The sequence below is a fragment of the Sulfuricurvum sp. genome, assembly GCF_019163035.1.
GTDB lineage: Bacteria > Campylobacterota > Campylobacteria > Campylobacterales > Sulfurimonadaceae > Sulfuricurvum.
Window position 1 is genome coordinate 1 of record NZ_JAFLKV010000051.1, and the last position, 16,008, is coordinate 16,008.

A 16,008-nucleotide genomic window follows, 5' to 3' on the forward strand; every position below is an offset into this window, starting at 1 on the left:
TCTGGCTTGGCTGTGCCCTCATCCGCTTTGTTCTTTTTGTTCCACGAGTCTTTCAGCCCTACGATTCTGTTGAATACCGGTGCTTCGTCGGTATAGTCGATCGGATCAGCATAAAAATACCCCTGACGCTCGAACTGGAAACGAACATCCGGTTTTTCACTGATGAGAGCAGGCTCAACCAGCGCATTTTTGATCACTTTGAGCGAATCAGGATTGAGATCTTCGACCCCCTCCGGTGCTTCGCAGGTGTAGAGACGATCATAGAGTCGCACCTCGACCGTTTTTGCGGTGTTGGCTTCAACCCATTGGATCGCACTTTTGACCTTGATACCACTCGTATCGGAACCGCTTTTGGAGTCGGGATGGTATGTTGCGATGATCTCCGTGATGTTCCCCGAGCCGTCTTTGATCACCTCTTTGCAGGTAATGATATAGGCGTGTTTGAGGCGCACGGGTTGTTCAGGGGTGAGACGATAAAAGCCCGCAGGGGGGTTCTCGCTGAAGTCGTCACGTTCGATGTAAATATAGCGGGAGAACGGCAGTTTTCGGTTCCCCTCTTTCGGCACATCCTCAGGGTAATACGAGGCGTCGAGCTCTTCACTCCCCTCATAGTTCTCGATCGTCACTTTGAGCGGGTCGAGAACACACATCACACGCGGTACTTTGGTATTGAGATCGTCTCGGATACAAAATTCGAGCTGTGCCACATCGACCATCGAGTTCGCTTTGGCGATACCGATCTGATGACAGAAGTTCAAAATCGACTCAGGGGTATACCCGCGTCGACGAAGCCCTGCGATGGTCGACATACGCGGATCGTCCCAGCCGCTGACGTATTTCTCGTTGACCAGTTCGAGGAGCTTTCGCTTACTCATAACGGTGTAATTGATCCCCAGCCGTGCGAACTCATGCTGATACGGACGCGGTGATGTCAACCCCAGCGTATCGAGTACCCAGTCATAGATGTCACGGTTATTTTCAAACTCCAGCGTACAGATCGAGTGGGTCACCCCTTCGAGATAATCGGAGATACAGTGACCGTAGTCGTACATCGGGTAGATATTCCACGCATCACCCGTGCGGTAGTGGTGGGCGTGACGGATACGGTAGAGGAGCGGATCGCGCATCTTCATATTCGCCGCACTCATGTCGATCTTGGCACGTAGAACGTGTTCACCGTCTTTGAATTCGCCCTCTTTCATCCGCTCCAAGAGATCGAGATTCTCTTCGACGCTCCGCTCAGCATAGACGCTGCGGCGTCCCGCTTCCATCACCGTTCCGCGATACTCACGGATCTCTTCTTCGGTGAGGCTGTCGACGTAGGCTTTGCCCATTTTGACAAGCTCAATAGCGTATTGATAGAGTTCAGGGAAATAATCCGACGTATAGCGAACATTCCCCTCCCACTGAAATCCCAACCACTCTACGGCATCTTTGAGCGCTTCGACGTAGCGGGTGTCTTCTGTCGTGGGGTTGGTATCATCCATCCGAAGATTACAATGCCCTTTATAGTCCCGCGCGATCCCGAAATTGATCGCGATAGATTTGGCGTGTCCGATGTGGGGGAAGCCGTTTGGCTCGGGGGGAAAGCGGGTTACAACTTCGCTGTATTTACCCGCGTGTAAATCCTCTTCGACGATGGTGCGTAAAAAATCTTTGCTCTCGCTGCTCATTGCTCTAAAACCTTCTCAATAGTAATACTGTTCTTTAAAATCCGTATTTTATCAAATAAGTCCAATTATAACGATAGTATGTAGTAGATTCCCGTAAAACAATGGTGAAAAAGTCAGCAATACTTAGGATAATATATTAAATCCTTCTCTCGAACAAATCTTGCAATCTCTCCTCATATTAACCGACATTATGAGGACTATCTATGAAACGCGTCTATTTAGATAACAATGCCACCACAAAGCTCGACCCTATCGTAAAAGTAAAAATGCAGCCTTTTTTCGAAGAGCTCTACGGTAACCCGAACTCCCTCCACCAATACGGGATCGAAGTGCGCCCTTATCTAAACGAAGCGATGGGCAATATGTACGATGCCCTAAACGCTCCCGATGCCGATGACATCCTCATCACCTCATGTGCGACCGAGAGTAACAACACCGTCCTAAAAGGTGTCTTTTTCAAACACATTCTTCGCGATCCGAGCAAAAACCATATCATCGCCTCTGCCGTCGAGCACCCTTCAGTCCTCGAAACCCTCCACTTCCTCGAAGATAACGGAGCTGAGATCACATTCGTCGATGTCGATCAGTTCGGTTATGTCAGTGCCGAACGTGTCGCGGCGGCGATCACCGACAAAACAATCCTCATCTCTATGATGTGGGCGAACAATGAAACGGGGATGATCTTTCCCGTCGAAGAGGTAGCCGCACTCGCAAAAGAGCGGGGGATTTTATTCCACACCGATGCGGTACAAGCGATCGGAAAAGTCAAAGTGGATCTCACTGCAACACCGATCGATTATCTCACCTTCTCCGCCCACAAATTCCACGGGCCAAAAGGGATCGGCGGATTGTATGTCAAAAAAGGGTCTGAACTTCCAAATCTCCTCCACGGCGGGGAACAAATGGGGGGCAAGCGTGCGGGAACTCTCAACGTCGCCTACATCATCGGTATGGGGCTGGCGATGAAACAATCGGTCGGACATTTGGCAAAAATGAACAGCGATGTGCGAGCACTGCGTGATCGTCTCGAAGACGCTATCTCTCAGCTTCCCGATACCATCGTCGTCGGTGATCGTGGTCGCCGTACTCCGAACACCATCCTCATATCTCTACGCGGTATCGAGGGGGAATCGATGCTATGGGATCTCAACCGTGCGGGGATCGCGGCATCTACGGGGAGTGCGTGCGCTTCCGAATCGCTCGAAGCCAATCCTGTCATGAGTGCTATCGGGGAAGATCCTGAACTCGCCCACACGGCGATCCGCCTCAGCCTCAGCCGTTTTACCACTGTGGATGAAATCGACTACACCATCGACGTATTTATCAAAGCGGCGGAACGTCTGCGCTCTATCTCCTCTACCTACGCCTACACGAACGAAAAAGTAGCTGTATAAGGCTATTTTTCGTTTCTAGTATGCTATTATTGTACGAATCTATTTAAAGGGCTTTAATGTCTCTATCGCACAATGAAATATTTTCGACCGATCCGGATAACGTGTGCCATAAACTGTTTCAATCGGCGATTGATACTCAAAAAAATCTAATCGTACTCCTCTATCAAAACAATCCGGTTCTTTTTAACAAAGCATTTCAAGAATTTACCAACATGCCTACCGTAAAAATGTTTCTCCGTGAATTCAGCTCTCTCCCTAACCGTTTTGTCCCCCATGAAGCCTATTTCCATCCCGGTAAAGCTGAAAATCCTGATGAATGGACAACTTCGATTATGAAGTTGAGCGAGAGTGATCGAATCGTCAGTATGATCAACTATAAAGCGGAACCGTATGCGTTTTCTGTTGCTGTTGAAACACCGATAGAGGAATATTCTATTGTCTCATTTACCGATATCTCACAAGATCTTATCAAGCGAATTATGATAGAAAACGATGTCAGTATCAACAAAGAGAGCGGTGCATTCAACAAAGATTATTTTGTCCACACCTCAAAAAGCTTCCTAAATGCTGCGGAGTTTAATGAAAAAGCGGTGGGTATTACGATGATCGAGTTGATGTCATCTGATAGCGAAGCGGACAAATACCTGCATGATTTTACCTCCAGTATCAAATGCAATATCCGACAAAGCGATATGTTGGTACGGTGGGAGAAAAAAACTTTTTTATTAGCTTATCTAATCGACGGGTCGGACAATGCTATGAAATTCAGCCGAAAACTGCTCAGTGTCATGCGAGAAGAGCCTTTTGAAAATCTCAAAACGATCAGTATGCGACTCGGAACTGCGGTACAAATTAATAATGAAGCGATTTCAGACATAATTGAGCGCGCTGAAAAAGCACTGCACCAATCGAACTCCTCACAAACTACCCTGCTCTAACTCTATTCAAAATCACTCATCGGGACATCAATCAAAAACAGATGAGCGTCTCGATTAGCCGTGATTTCAAACGCCTCATCACCGATCACATGAAGCTCATCGCGCCCTCTGAGGGTATGCCCGCATGCATTTACTTCCCCATCGAGGACAAACAAAAGCCGTCCGTATCCCACTTGTGTAGGATCGGAGACTAACGTGTGCCCCATAAAAAGATGGGATACCCGAATCGTTACATCTTGTTCTACCCTCAGTGAGTTTTTACGCCCGTTTCCGCTGATAATGAGTGCCCAGCGGTTAAATCTGTCCATATCACAGTTACGCTGTTCATATCGGGTCATAAACCCTTTTTTACGCGGGATAATCCAAAGCTGCAATAGTTTTGTTTTCTCAATAGCAGAGGGATTATGTTCTAAAAGACGTAAATTATCTCCAGCTGTAATATACTGGATTTGCCCGGCTTTTATCACTCCACGACTACCATCAGTATCTTTGTGTTCTAATAAACCGTGAGTAACTATAGTTACAATTCCAATGTCGCAATGGGGATTAACTTCACAGCTCCCCAACGGCTCAATTTCTGTCTCATTTAAAAGACACAATGCCCCGAGACGATTTGGTTTACTAAGATGAGTATCACAATGATTAAGAAAGGAAGCTTTTTCAGATATGCTGTATTTGCCGGATCGATGTAAAGTTACTTCCACGTATAACCCCTTTTCCTAAAAGAGATAATTTCACTCTTTAGATATTCGGATCTATTCTAAAACTATTCTAGCACTCTAACTATAAACTTTTATTAAACATCATACTCGGCACCCAGTTCCGAACGGGTCAACCGTAATCTCTCCGCCAAAACCGCCGCAAGACTCTGCATAAAGTGAAGCGCTGCTTTTTTATGCTGTTTTGAAAACTGATCAAAAGCTTCACGAGAAATACAATACAAATCGGTATCGCTTCCGGCAATAGTGTCTGTATAGTGTGGTGCCCCCTCTAAAAAGGAGAACTCTCCAAAAAAGTTATGTTGTCCCAATGTACTCAAATGAACACTTTTCCGTCCTACATAAGGGAGCATAATTCGCACCGAACCGCGTCGAATGAGAAAAATCTCACCCTTTCCTTCCCCTTCAGAATAGATAATATCCCCTTTTTTATAACTTCTCATCTCAGCCAAATTCCGCAACTCTTCCAACGTCTCCTCTTTTCGCCCACGAAACAGATCAAAATCGCTCATATCTAAAGCGTTTTCCCCTTTTTTCTCTAAGATCCCCTCTTTGATAATCTTATTTTCGGTCCACTCGATCGCATCATCCAAATCATCAAAAACTTTGATCGGACTCAAATGTTTCAGTAATCCGACCTGATTAAAATAGCTCTCCAAATCATCTCCAGAGGGGAGTTTATGAGGTAACCGACATAACAACAAATAGCCGTCTCGATCATGAAGAATATCTTTTATTTGTAATAAAATATGCGCCGCCGTCAAATCAACCGTCTGTACTCGCTTCATGTCCATAATAATGTATTTCTTGGATTGTAAATCTTCTTGAAGCATCGTATAGAGCTGATTTGCTGTCCCGAAAAAGAGGCTCCCATGCAGTTCATACACGGAAAATATATCCCCTTCTCTCGACAAAAGAGTCTCCTCTTCTCTCCCTCGAACAATCTTGCTTCTCGCCTCTATTCCATCGATACGACGATACAGTACAGAAGCACCGATTTGCTGAACAATATAGAGTACTATTGCGAGGACAAGCCCCACACCCGCAGCGGCAATCAAACTCACAGTGAGTGCAGTAATAGCCACCGATACAATGATAAAAAAATCGAGCATGGTTTGACGAGATTTGAGGAGATCAATACTGTGTTTATCGATCATTCTAAAACCGATAACCATCAAAATCCCTGCTAATGCAGCAACCGGAATCCATGCAATAAATGCACCTAAAACGACAAAGGCGACTACTGCCATAATCCCCTCAATCAATCCTGAGAGGCGTGTTTTTCCTCCACTGGAAATGTTAACCATAGTCGCACCCATCGTCCCAGAACCCGGCATACCTCCGATCAATGCTGAGACCACATTACCGGAGCCTTGGGCTATAAGCTCTTTGTTGGAGTTATGAAACGAGTGGGTCATTGAATCGAGGATCACACAGGTTTTAAGGGTATCGATAGAGAGGAGTGCGGCTAATGTCAAAGCAGGAAAAAAGAGGAGTCCCATTTCATTCCAGCTAAAATAGTGAATATTTTCAAAACGACCTATAAACGTGTCGATAAAATTAATTCCGCCACTTCCCCCAAGCTCTCCAATTACAAAAGCGTTGTTAGGCTGAAACAATGCCGGATCGAACAAACCAAGAGTAAAATAAACACCTATTCCCACCAAAAGTGCCGTAATAACAGCCGGTATATTTTTTAAGATTTTATCCGCCAAAAACATAGATACGATTGTGGCAAATCCGACAACAATGCTCTGCCATTGCCACGCATTTATAATGTGAAACGAATCCCAAAAATGGGTTCCTTGGGGAAGCCCTAAAAAAATAGGAGATTGCGCCGCAATAATATAGAGCCCTACTCCGCTAAGATAACCGCTAACAACGGGAAACGGCATATATTTGATCAGTTTTCCTAATCCGATTACACCGAAACCAATTTGAAACAACCCTGCTAATAATGCAACAATCATTAGCATGACGAAAACCAAATCAGGACCGATATCTTGAGAAATATAGTGCAAAGCAAATGCCGATAAAACGGCAGCAGCCGGAGCACTAGGTGCCGAAATCAATCTCTCCGTCCCCCCCATGAGTGAAGCAACTACACCCATAGCTGCAACACCCAAAATACCGGCAACCGCACCATAAGCTCCGTAGTGTCCTCCGATCACCGCATAAATCGTTACACCAAACGCAATTGCGGCAGGCAATGCTACAAGCATCGCCGCCGTTCCACCCCAAAAATCACCTGAAAAGTTATCTTTTTTAAACATCTGCCCTAATCCAATACACATTCAAATCATAAATATGTTTTATTGTACCCTAAAAACAGTTTTGTGTTACATACCGATCAAATTTCCATGCTACAATCACGCCATGATTTCATCCCAAACCAACACGCGACTCGGCATACTCTCTATGCTTATCGCCTCTTTTTTATTTGCTCTGACGATGGTGTTTGCCAAACTCCTCTCAAGCTCAATGGGCTCCGTTGAAGTAACTTTTTGGCGTAATGCGATCGGATTGGCTCTCATCGGAGCATTTATCCTCTATAAACCGATCCGAAATATCGGCGGTAAGCCCTTTACCCTCATTTTTAGAGGGGTGGTCGGAACCGTTGCCCTGCTGGCATTTTTCTATACTGTCAGTGCTACATCCCTCTCCAATGCTATCGTTTATGCCAAAACGGAGCCGATTTTTACCGCACTTCTCGCATTTTTGGTGTTGGGGGAAAAACTCAAACCAAATGCTCTCATGGCTGTTTTTATCGGATTTGCGGGGGTAGCAATGCTGAGTGGAATGGAGATGGGATATCTGCATATCATGGGAATTTTATGCGGCTTTCTCTCTGCAATCGCTTATACAAGTGTCCGAAGTCTAAAAGCTTATTACGATGAGCGCACCGTCGTCCTCTCCTTTATGCTATCAGGGGTCGTGATCCCTATGGTGCTCATGATTATGGCAGAGCACATAACCTCAGAGCTGTTTGCCTTTGCATTGAATCCCTTTACGATGCCAATAGGTATAGATTGGTTATGGATTGTTTTAATGGGAGTTGCGGCGGCGTATGGGCAGATTTATATGACCCGTGCTTATTTTTACGCTAAAGCAGGCGTTGTGAGTACGGTGAGCTATTCGGTCGTCCTCTTCGCAACATTTTTCGGGGTGTTGTTGGGAGATGTACTCCCAACACCGATGGTAATCGGAGGGGGCGTGATGATTATACTCAGTGGAGTTTTACTCTCACGAGTAAAATAAAACTATAGTTTGATATGCTTGGACAATGAATCTCCGAGTTTATCCAACGGCATTTTTTTATCTTCAGTTTTTTGATTTTCCTCTTGTTTCTCCGGTGTAACATCACTTAAAATATTTTCTTTAGGGGCAGTCACCTTAGGTTGAGTCACTGTTTGCGGTTGTGCAGGTGCTACAGTAGCTTCTGCAGAAACATTAACTTCTGCCGTAGTATTAGCATCATCACCATAATGCTTAACAATATATTCATCCAAAAAAAATGCTTTAAAAATCAAAAAGACGACAGCAAAAACAAAAGCATATACAATCGGTCGCATCTTTGTATCTCCAAAAAGTAATTTAGTTAACGTATCTTATCATATTTTGTTAATCGTTTTTAAACAAACTGAATTAGAGGAGAAGCGAGAAGTATTATGCCGTATGTTGCGCAATAAGAAGTGAGCCTCGAACCGAAGCTTTGAATATTTTCATTTTTTCCTGCGTAATTATTCCCATTGCACGTTCGCGTTCTTGTTTAACCTGTGCATATAGCATTGCTGTAGGATTTTCACGCATCCGAGCGATAAGAGTATGAATAAAATCATCGAATAGTGCACTCTCATACGGTGAAATAGCGTCATAAAGCGACATAAAAATAAAACGTTGTTCATCATCCATTTTACACGAATCATCGACAATTTTCAAAGCAACCGTTACCGAACAATCGCACGCAAATACGTCAAGACCTACGGCTACTTTTGCGATGGGAGTCATCATCCGACTTCATGCATCTCTTCAGGCTCTTCTTGAACCAGTTTTCCGATACCGCGCTCGCTTAGGGGAATATCCTCACGGAAACTTTTTGCTTTATAGGTCGGAGATTTGAGTTTGCCATCTTTGCTGAGACCGAGTTTATATATCTCTTCGTTGCGGAAGTGTTCGTCAAACTCTGTGGTGAATGGCATATCCCACGTAATACATCCAATACTCGGACAAATCGCCGCACATTGAGGATCATCGTAAATACCAACACATTCAACACATTTGTCAGGCTGCACGTAGTATTGTTTTTTTCCCGTCGGATTGCTCATATCGTCCACAATCGCATTGACGGGACATTGTTGTAAACACGCATCGCAGGTGATGCAGGTATCGTTAATAATAACAGCCATAACTTATTCCTTATCTTTAGAAGTGTGTACGATTCTGAGTAACCACGGTGGCGGATTGCCCAACATTAGCTCTTGCAGTTTAATGATCGTCTCATCGATTCGATCATTTTCCCCTGAACGCACAGGATAAATTTTCGAAGCCAGCACCATTTTTGAAGCGGTAGGTCCTATCGCAGAACAATAAAGAATATCCGCCTCTTTGATCGTGCTGATTTTGTAGGCTAATTTTTCGTGCTCATCCTCAATCGCATCTTCGGAACTATCCAGTGTTTTGACATATTCGGCACTCTCTTCGGTAATCCGATAGAGTTCAAAACTCTTAGACCACCCAAAGTGCTGATTTACGCTCACACCGTCAGTAGAGGCAAATGCGATGAGCATAACAGAGCCTTAAACCGCTACCGCTTCGCGTGCTTCGCGAGCGGCGATAGAGATATCATCACGGAAGGTTTGCGGTGCTACTTCAGGTGAAAGCAACCCACGTTTTTTCGACTCGCTGATAACATATTCTGAGCTGTTAACGTAATAGTCGTTGAACTCGGCTGTATATGGCATATCCCACACGATACACCCCTCTGTAGGACAGGCTGCCGCACAGGCAGGTGTAGTCGCATGTCCGACACACTCGATACATTTTTCCGGTTTTACGTAGGTATACTCCCAATCTTCACGCGGAGAATCACCCTCACTCGCGATTGCGCTTACAGGACACTCATCGATACACGCATCACAGTTAATACAAGAATCAGTTATTAATACAGCCATTTTTTGCTCCTTATGTGGCTTGATATAATTTTTCTTTGCATTTTTCATACGAGGTCGAATCCAACAACGGTGTGAGTTTGATATCGACCGCTTTTAACAGCAGTGTCACATTACACCCCTCACAAAGTTCCATCCGCTCGAACGCATCGGTCGTAATGAGTGAGTTAAATTTTCCGCACCGGGTATCGACAGAGACTTCGCTGAGCACCAACCCCTTACGAAAATGTTGCAGTTCACCTGCTAGATGGTTCTCAATGGAGACACTCCCCTCTTTGGCTCCCTTACAGATTGCTATCGCCGCTTCTTGGATACGACACTCGACCTCATCGCCGACTCGGAGCCATTTGGGTGCTTCGGTTTTGAGCAGTTTTAATTCAGTATCATTAGCACGTACCGTGATGCAACTAAAAAATGGATCACTTTTGATATCTTCGACTTTTGCGCTAAAGGTATTCATTGAAAACTCCTTACCAGAGATAAATGACTATTTTTTTATCGATAACATTTTCAAACTGCTCCAAAATCATCCCCGCCGTAGAGGTAGGCCCTAAATGGCATCCCGAACACGCACCCAGATAACGGAGCCATATTTCAGGGGTATCACCACTCACGTAATTGACAAGTTCTACCCCGCCCCCGTCACTCGCGAGGATTGGGGCGAGATTATCTCGAATCACCATCTCTACTTTGGCGTATTGGTGAGCTTCATCCATCATCCGAAATGCGACATTTATGTCGTTAGCACTGTTTTGATTGCTCACATACGTTAGGAGAGAGTGGGCTTGTGCTTCCCCCGCATGGGCGGCGCGGATCATCCATTTCATAGAGTTTAGAACATCATCGTTACGGAGTAAGATTCCCAGTTTGAGTTGCGCGGTTGGCATGTTCGCTTCTGCTGCTACCGTGTAATATCGGATCGATTGTTCTTTATCAGCAACAACACCAATCCCGTTCTCATACATACCGCCCAGATAAAACGAAGCACTCTCATGCCCTAGCTCGGCGGCACGGTTAAACAGAGCATACGCAGTTTGGATATTTTTTGGAACACCAAACCCTTTGACGTAGAGCGTTCCCAGATTCACCATCGCATCAGCATTCGTCGCACTAAGGGATTCCCAAATCGCTTTAGCTTTTAGATAATCTTTCTGATCATAAGCGGTGATAGCCGTCTCCATCAATGATTGTGCTTCCATATTCTTCTCCTCATTTCGTTTCAAATTTCTACGCAGATCAGACATTGCTTCCTCATAGGTTTCACCGAACCCTTTTACGTCGGGAAAATCACAGCTGTAAATTTCATAACCGTCCCCCTCTTCATTGCTGAAATAGTGATAATGGGTTCGCAGCTCATCCATGTCTGACTCTTTTTATATAACCTCCTTGCAATTGCCGTTCTAAACACATGAATAAAAAATGCATAGAGGTTATCAATTCGATCCAAAGGAGACCTGATGATAGCCATCCCCGTAGAATCAGATAGCTGTGATACGATGAGTACCAAACTCTTCGGCAATGCACCATTTTTTGCATTGGTTGATCCAAAAAACAGACAATCAACTATTGTTCCAAACAAAGGGTGCGGCAACGGTATCAAAACCGCATCATTTTTGTTAGAGCAAGGTGCTTCGAGTGCCGTATACGGATTTTTGGGAGACGGACCGTTTCATGTCATGGTTCGCGGAGGGATGGAAGTATATTGGTTGGGAACAGAAGCTATCCCGCTGAATCAAGCGATTGATGTTTCCCTCTCTAATTCTCTCATTCGTGTTACCCCCGAAAATGCCAAAGAATTTCTCGATCCCGGTACCGCTGCGGGGGCGTGTGAATGTGGGTGCACCCATGGCTGAGATCATCACAAACGAAATGGAAGAGATTCGTAGACTCATCGCCGAAACTGTCGCCAAACGCAACAGCCTTAAAACAGAGATGGCACAGTGGTACGAAGCACACAGCAAACGGTTCGAACGTACTAACGAACTCATCACGGTTGATTCAACCCTCAGCGAACTCGACAGCCATTATAAACGTCTTTGGGATTATCATAACACTAAATCTATTGCATCCTAAGGAGCCTATTATGAATGAAAATCTAAAAAGTGAACTACTAAAACACGCTAAAGTGGCATTTGAACGGGCATGTACACTGCGCGAAAACGAACGTATCGAAGTCTATCTCTATGATGGCACCGTAAAAGTAAGCGATGTGTTAGGGGAAGAGGAAAAGATAGTCTATAGCCCCAATCGTGTTCTATGCTACCAAGTATGGGGGCACGACTATCTCGAAGAGGAGATTCGCGCATGGATCGATCAAGCCCGTCTTGAGATCAGCCCAAAACCTCTCGAAGAGAGTATCGTTGAAACGATCATTAAAGTTGCCGGTGCAAAAGGGATAACCCCCGAAGAGGTAAGCTCGTATGAAGCGTTCGCCAACCTCCGTATGGATCAGCTAGAGCAGATCGAACATGCCATCATCGAGTACTGGTGGGATAACAAAGAGGTTGAAAATGCCAAGAAATTGGCTCTGGAGCAGATCAACGAAGCACTCAAAGGGCTATAACTGCCCCCTAATAAATTAGTTTTTAATTATCAATGCTATAATTTAAAAATATTAATTTGCAGGAGTTATTGTATGTTTCTAAAACCTTTTCTTCAATGGAACAGCTTGTTGTTATCTGCTCTCATGATTAGCGGATGTACAACAGCAACACTGCCACCACATGAGTCACTAACAAATGCTATGAATAAAACGTTTGAGATTTCAGGCTATAACTATGATTCATCCACCCGTATCACAAAAATGACTATTCCGAAATCGGATACGAATGCCTCAGAAACAGACTCAACCCGTAACTCTATTTATCTGCAAAAAGGGATCGATGTTATCCGAGGTTTCTCATTAGGGATTGCGGGTGCAGTTGATTATTCCCATGCTATAAAAACGGAATCGACATATGATTTTCATTACAACCGTGACAATGTCGAAGTCTCCGTTAAACTCCCATTTTTGTTCGACTATTCTACAAAAACTCTCTACATGGGAAAAACATTCCTCAACACTATCTTCCCGATGGACGAATCCGATGAAGGGAAATTTATCCGATTTGATCTCAATGACACCCTCATCAGTTCTGCGTTAGGAGAAGAGTCCCTAAGCCAATTTGATGAAAACAAAGTACGAAGCATCAACTCGGCTATGAAAGAGGGAACCCTAAAAGCATTTACCAATCTGAACCCATCGCTTTTTACGTATGTACCGCTCTCCCCCAAAGAAAAATTCTCCGGCAGTGTACAAAAAGTCCATCTTACACTGGATCGTAACCAATCGATGACACTGATATTAACCATAACCGATGCCTTGGTGCAAAAAATGTACACTGAATCGATGCTCACCAAAGAGGCATATGGGTCATATATGCTCTTTAGTGACCCTAAACAACTATCCACTCTTACAGAAAATATGAATCTTCAACTCACATTTGATTTCGGTATCACAACAGAGGGGCAAATTGCTCTGATTCAATCTCAGATCAACGCTTCCGATAAAGAAGAAGAGTTCACACTCGGCATCGAAAATATCACACGACTCAATAGCTTTAACGATCCACAGTTTACCCTCAGTCCTGAGCATTCGGGAAGTGTCGATTACAAAGAGACATTCCAAAAGTGGACTGAACTTTTCCCCCCCGAACCGGCAATCGACCCATTAACGGATCTTACAGAGATCTCCAATCTCAATGATGAGCAAACTCGTTAATTTAAAAAAAGAACCAAATCAGTAACGCCGCACCGATGGCGAGATTAAACCAGCTTCCCCCGTCTTCAAAAAGCATCACAAGCATATCGAGATAAGACTTCTCGATCAGTGCAGGTGCATGAAGAAGCTCCTCTTGTGCATACGCAGTAATTTCGATACCCCATAGAAAAGCGATAATCTCAGGAACAATAAAAAAGAAGATGATTCCGAAAAATCCCCATACTGACTTTTCGGGTTTCATAGAGATCAATGCCCGTTTAGTAGCGGGATTCTGAGCAATTTGACGAGCTTTAGCGTGTAGTTTTTGTTTCATACGGAATTATACAATCTCTTTTACGTATCAACAATAACCAACCCTCTACCAAACGGCACTTTCGCTTTTCGCGATAATGCCCATAATACTTCATAATTCGGCGGAATACGAGGGTATGAACCCTCTCCGTCGGTGAAATATAGCAACATTGTCGTCATCGGCAAATTCGCCTCGACATAATCGAAGGTCGGGCGGTAATCGGTTCCCCCTCCCCCTTTCAGGCGAAAATCCATCCGTTCGCCCCCTTGGAACGTGTGATGGGCGTGGACTTTGGTATCGGCGATGATGAGTTCGATTTTGACCGAGGGGAAGTTTTGCATGATGGTTTTAAACTCCTCCATAAACGCCCCCAAAATCTGATCGTCGATAGAGCCGCTCGTGTCGATAGCCACACACAAACTCAACGTATCACTGGTAAGCGAGGGGAGTGCGATTCCGCGATGGATATGCTTTTTGTTCGGAGGCATAAAGGCGTAGTTGTTGCGCATGTGGCGATTGACCGCATTGTAAAGTTCAAACCGCCAATCCACATCGCTGGGCTTTACCTTTTTACCTAACCGCTCTAATCCTAACGGCATTGCCCCCTTACGCTGTGCAACCTCCTGCGCGATGGATGCGGCGTATTGCCATTCCAACTCATCCGCAGTATCCATCTCATCGGCGAATCCCTCGATGTTGGCAAAACCTTGGGAATCATCCGCTTCTTGCTCCATCGTAGCATTTTGTGGCGTACTATCGCCACTCTCCCCAAACGCATCCACCTCACCGAGATTTAAATCATTTTTCAGTGCATCATAAATCTCTTCGGCGTACATCCCCTCATATTCTTTGTTGTAGTTTGCCCCTTGTGGGATATGCAGACCGCTTTTGGAGAGGAGATTATTGATCGCGTAATCGGTCGCTAACTGCCAAAGCCGACCTCTGCGGTTTAATTTTCGTTGCTGATGGGCGAGGACATGGTGCATGACAGCGTTGGTAAGGATAAACATCACCTCCTCCACGCTTCGACGTTCTAAAAACTCACCATTGTAGATAAACCGTTTCCCGTTACTGGCGTATCCTGAAACATCCTCACTCGGCTCAAAATTGAGTCGTGAAGCGAGCATCCCAAAATAAGGATATTTGACGCTCAAAAGGCTTTTCGCTCTGAGGAGCAGTTCGTCACTCTTCATTATCGTAGCAGTGTATTAAACTGGCGCATCCACAGAGGCCAGCTCTCGACGTGGTCAAGTTCGATTTTACGCGCTCGGAGGTCTTGGATAATCATCACGGCAAACTCACCGGGGAGTTTAAGGGTATAGGTGATGAGATTGTTCAGCTTTTTACTCCCCGTGTAATCATTTACCCGCATCGTGAGTGCCGTGCTGAGAATATGAAGAGCCGATGGGTCACTCGGCACATCCATGCACGTCCCCTCCATAATCGCGTCCAAATCAGGAAGCTGTGAGGCAACGAGGCGAAACCCTAGATACGACGCCGCCAACTCCTCACCGATAGCTCCGCTAACCATTGCCATCACCAAATCCTCTTCGGGATTGGAAGCCATGATATCATGAACGTACTGCCATGTGCGCGGTGTGGCAAACGATCTACTCTCGGCATTAAAGACGAACAGAGCATCGGGACGGTGGGAGATGTAAGCGATGATAGAGGGTTCGATTCCCGCTCCCATAGCCCAGTTACGCCAATCCTCGACATTCGCCTCCATCTCCAAATGGACAAATCGGTTCGCCAGAGGCGCCGCCATCCGAAACACCACACCGCGATCGCTCTCACGGTTCCCCGCCGCCACAATCGCCCACCCATCAGGGAGACGATACTCACCGATTTTACGATCCAAAATCAGCTGATACGCTGAGGCCTGAACCATCGGTGCGGCAGTGTTAAGCTCGTCTAGAAAAAGTATCCCTCTCTCCTGCGAGCCATCGGGCAAAAATGCCGGAGGTGCCCAAATTGCCGTGTCATTTTTAGAGTTAAAAAAAGGGATACCCCGCAAATCGGTCGGATCGAGGAGTGAGAGGCGCAAATCGATAAATCCGATAT

General features: G+C 45.3%; 20 protein-coding genes. 7 read left to right on the forward strand and 13 right to left on the reverse strand.

Annotation, left to right across the window (positions count from 1 at the left end):
- The coding region (locus JZU62_RS04760) for a glutamine--tRNA ligase/YqeY domain fusion protein (protein ID WP_295012423.1) at window positions 1-1,673 on the reverse strand (1,673 nt) is incomplete at its 3' end.
- Window positions 1,674-1,876: 203 nt separating this feature from the next.
- Between JZU62_RS04760 and JZU62_RS04765 the strand changes: the two genes are divergently transcribed.
- Both JZU62_RS04765 and JZU62_RS04770 read left to right on the forward strand, forming a co-directional pair.
- Window positions 1,877-3,067: a NifS family cysteine desulfurase gene (locus tag JZU62_RS04765; protein WP_295012425.1), complete on the forward strand. Its 1,191-nt coding sequence runs from the start codon at window positions 1,877-1,879 to the stop codon at window positions 3,065-3,067.
- A gap of 56 nt (window positions 3,068-3,123) precedes the next feature.
- Window positions 3,124-4,005 (forward strand): diguanylate cyclase, encoded by an 882-nt coding sequence (locus tag JZU62_RS04770; RefSeq protein WP_295012427.1) that lies wholly within the window; start codon window positions 3,124-3,126, stop codon window positions 4,003-4,005.
- Window positions 4,006-4,007: 2 nt separating this feature from the next.
- Here JZU62_RS04770 and JZU62_RS04775 read toward each other — a convergent pair whose 3' ends face one another.
- The gene (locus tag JZU62_RS04775) at window positions 4,008-4,709 is read right to left on the reverse strand and encodes a pirin family protein (RefSeq protein WP_295012429.1); all 702 of its coding nucleotides are present in this window, start codon (window positions 4,707-4,709) and stop codon (window positions 4,008-4,010) included.
- A 92-nt stretch (window positions 4,710-4,801) separates the two neighbouring features.
- Window positions 4,802-7,018 carry a SulP family inorganic anion transporter gene (locus JZU62_RS04780; RefSeq protein WP_295012431.1) on the reverse strand — a complete coding sequence of 739 codons (2,217 nt, stop codon included), beginning with the start codon at window positions 7,016-7,018 and terminating at the stop codon, window positions 4,802-4,804.
- A gap of 82 nt (window positions 7,019-7,100) precedes the next feature.
- On the opposite strand from JZU62_RS04780, the gene JZU62_RS04785 reads away from it, so the two are divergent.
- Window positions 7,101-7,982: a DMT family transporter gene (locus JZU62_RS04785; RefSeq protein WP_295012433.1), complete on the forward strand. Its 882-nt coding sequence runs from the start codon at window positions 7,101-7,103 to the stop codon at window positions 7,980-7,982.
- Between the two features lie 2 nt (window positions 7,983-7,984).
- Here the strand turns inward: JZU62_RS04785 and JZU62_RS04790 are convergent, their stop codons facing one another.
- The 7 genes from JZU62_RS04790 to JZU62_RS04820 form a co-directional block, all read right to left on the reverse strand.
- Complete coding sequence (locus JZU62_RS04790; RefSeq protein ID WP_295012435.1) at window positions 7,985-8,296, reverse strand: hypothetical protein; 312 nt, start codon at window positions 8,294-8,296, stop codon at window positions 7,985-7,987.
- Between the two features lie 94 nt (window positions 8,297-8,390).
- On the reverse strand, window positions 8,391-8,735 hold the full coding sequence (locus JZU62_RS04795) for a hypothetical protein (RefSeq protein ID WP_295012437.1): 345 nt from the start codon (window positions 8,733-8,735) through the stop codon (window positions 8,391-8,393).
- Window positions 8,732-9,130, reverse strand: coding sequence for a 4Fe-4S dicluster domain-containing protein (locus JZU62_RS04800; RefSeq protein ID WP_295012439.1), 399 nt, complete (start codon window positions 9,128-9,130; stop codon window positions 8,732-8,734). The genes JZU62_RS04795 and JZU62_RS04800 overlap by 4 nt, the downstream gene beginning before the upstream one ends.
- Before the next feature lie 3 nt (window positions 9,131-9,133).
- A complete protein-coding gene (locus JZU62_RS04805; RefSeq protein ID WP_295012441.1) occupies window positions 9,134-9,511 on the reverse strand; it encodes a NifB/NifX family molybdenum-iron cluster-binding protein in 378 nt (125 codons plus the stop codon).
- 9 nt (window positions 9,512-9,520) lie between these two features.
- A complete protein-coding gene (locus tag JZU62_RS04810) occupies window positions 9,521-9,895 on the reverse strand; it encodes a 4Fe-4S dicluster domain-containing protein (RefSeq protein WP_295012443.1) in 375 nt (124 codons plus the stop codon).
- A gap of 10 nt (window positions 9,896-9,905) precedes the next feature.
- Window positions 9,906-10,352: a hypothetical protein gene (locus JZU62_RS04815; protein WP_295012445.1), complete on the reverse strand. Its 447-nt coding sequence runs from the start codon at window positions 10,350-10,352 to the stop codon at window positions 9,906-9,908.
- Window positions 10,353-10,362: 10 nt separating this feature from the next.
- Window positions 10,363-11,253: a NifU family protein gene (locus JZU62_RS04820; RefSeq protein ID WP_295012447.1), complete on the reverse strand. Its 891-nt coding sequence runs from the start codon at window positions 11,251-11,253 to the stop codon at window positions 10,363-10,365.
- Between the two features lie 96 nt (window positions 11,254-11,349).
- Here JZU62_RS04820 and JZU62_RS04825 point away from each other — a divergent pair, with 96 nt between their 5' ends.
- From JZU62_RS04825 to JZU62_RS04840, 4 genes are all read left to right on the forward strand, one after another.
- Window positions 11,350-11,745, forward strand: coding sequence for a NifB/NifX family molybdenum-iron cluster-binding protein (locus JZU62_RS04825; protein WP_295012449.1), 396 nt, complete (start codon window positions 11,350-11,352; stop codon window positions 11,743-11,745).
- Window positions 11,738-11,965, forward strand: coding sequence for a hypothetical protein (locus JZU62_RS04830; protein WP_295012451.1), 228 nt, complete (start codon window positions 11,738-11,740; stop codon window positions 11,963-11,965). Before JZU62_RS04825 ends, JZU62_RS04830 begins: the two co-directional genes overlap by 8 nt.
- Window positions 11,966-11,975: 10 nt before the next feature.
- Window positions 11,976-12,455 carry a hypothetical protein gene (locus JZU62_RS04835; RefSeq protein ID WP_295012453.1) on the forward strand — a complete coding sequence of 160 codons (480 nt, stop codon included), beginning with the start codon at window positions 11,976-11,978 and terminating at the stop codon, window positions 12,453-12,455.
- A gap of 72 nt (window positions 12,456-12,527) precedes the next feature.
- The gene (locus JZU62_RS04840) at window positions 12,528-13,652 is read left to right on the forward strand and encodes a hypothetical protein (RefSeq protein ID WP_295012455.1); all 1,125 of its coding nucleotides are present in this window, start codon (window positions 12,528-12,530) and stop codon (window positions 13,650-13,652) included.
- Between the two features lies 1 nt (window position 13,653).
- Here JZU62_RS04840 and JZU62_RS04845 read toward each other — a convergent pair whose 3' ends face one another.
- The 3 genes from JZU62_RS04845 to JZU62_RS04855 all read right to left on the reverse strand — a co-directional run.
- Window positions 13,654-13,965: a hypothetical protein gene (locus JZU62_RS04845; RefSeq protein WP_295012457.1), complete on the reverse strand. Its 312-nt coding sequence runs from the start codon at window positions 13,963-13,965 to the stop codon at window positions 13,654-13,656.
- Window positions 13,966-13,985: 20 nt separating this feature from the next.
- The gene (locus JZU62_RS04850; RefSeq protein WP_295012459.1) at window positions 13,986-15,137 is read right to left on the reverse strand and encodes a VWA-like domain-containing protein; all 1,152 of its coding nucleotides are present in this window, start codon (window positions 15,135-15,137) and stop codon (window positions 13,986-13,988) included.
- Window positions 15,137-16,008: MoxR family ATPase (locus JZU62_RS04855; protein WP_295012461.1), on the reverse strand; the 872-nt coding region annotated here is incomplete at its 5' end. The genes JZU62_RS04850 and JZU62_RS04855, both read right to left, overlap by 1 nt.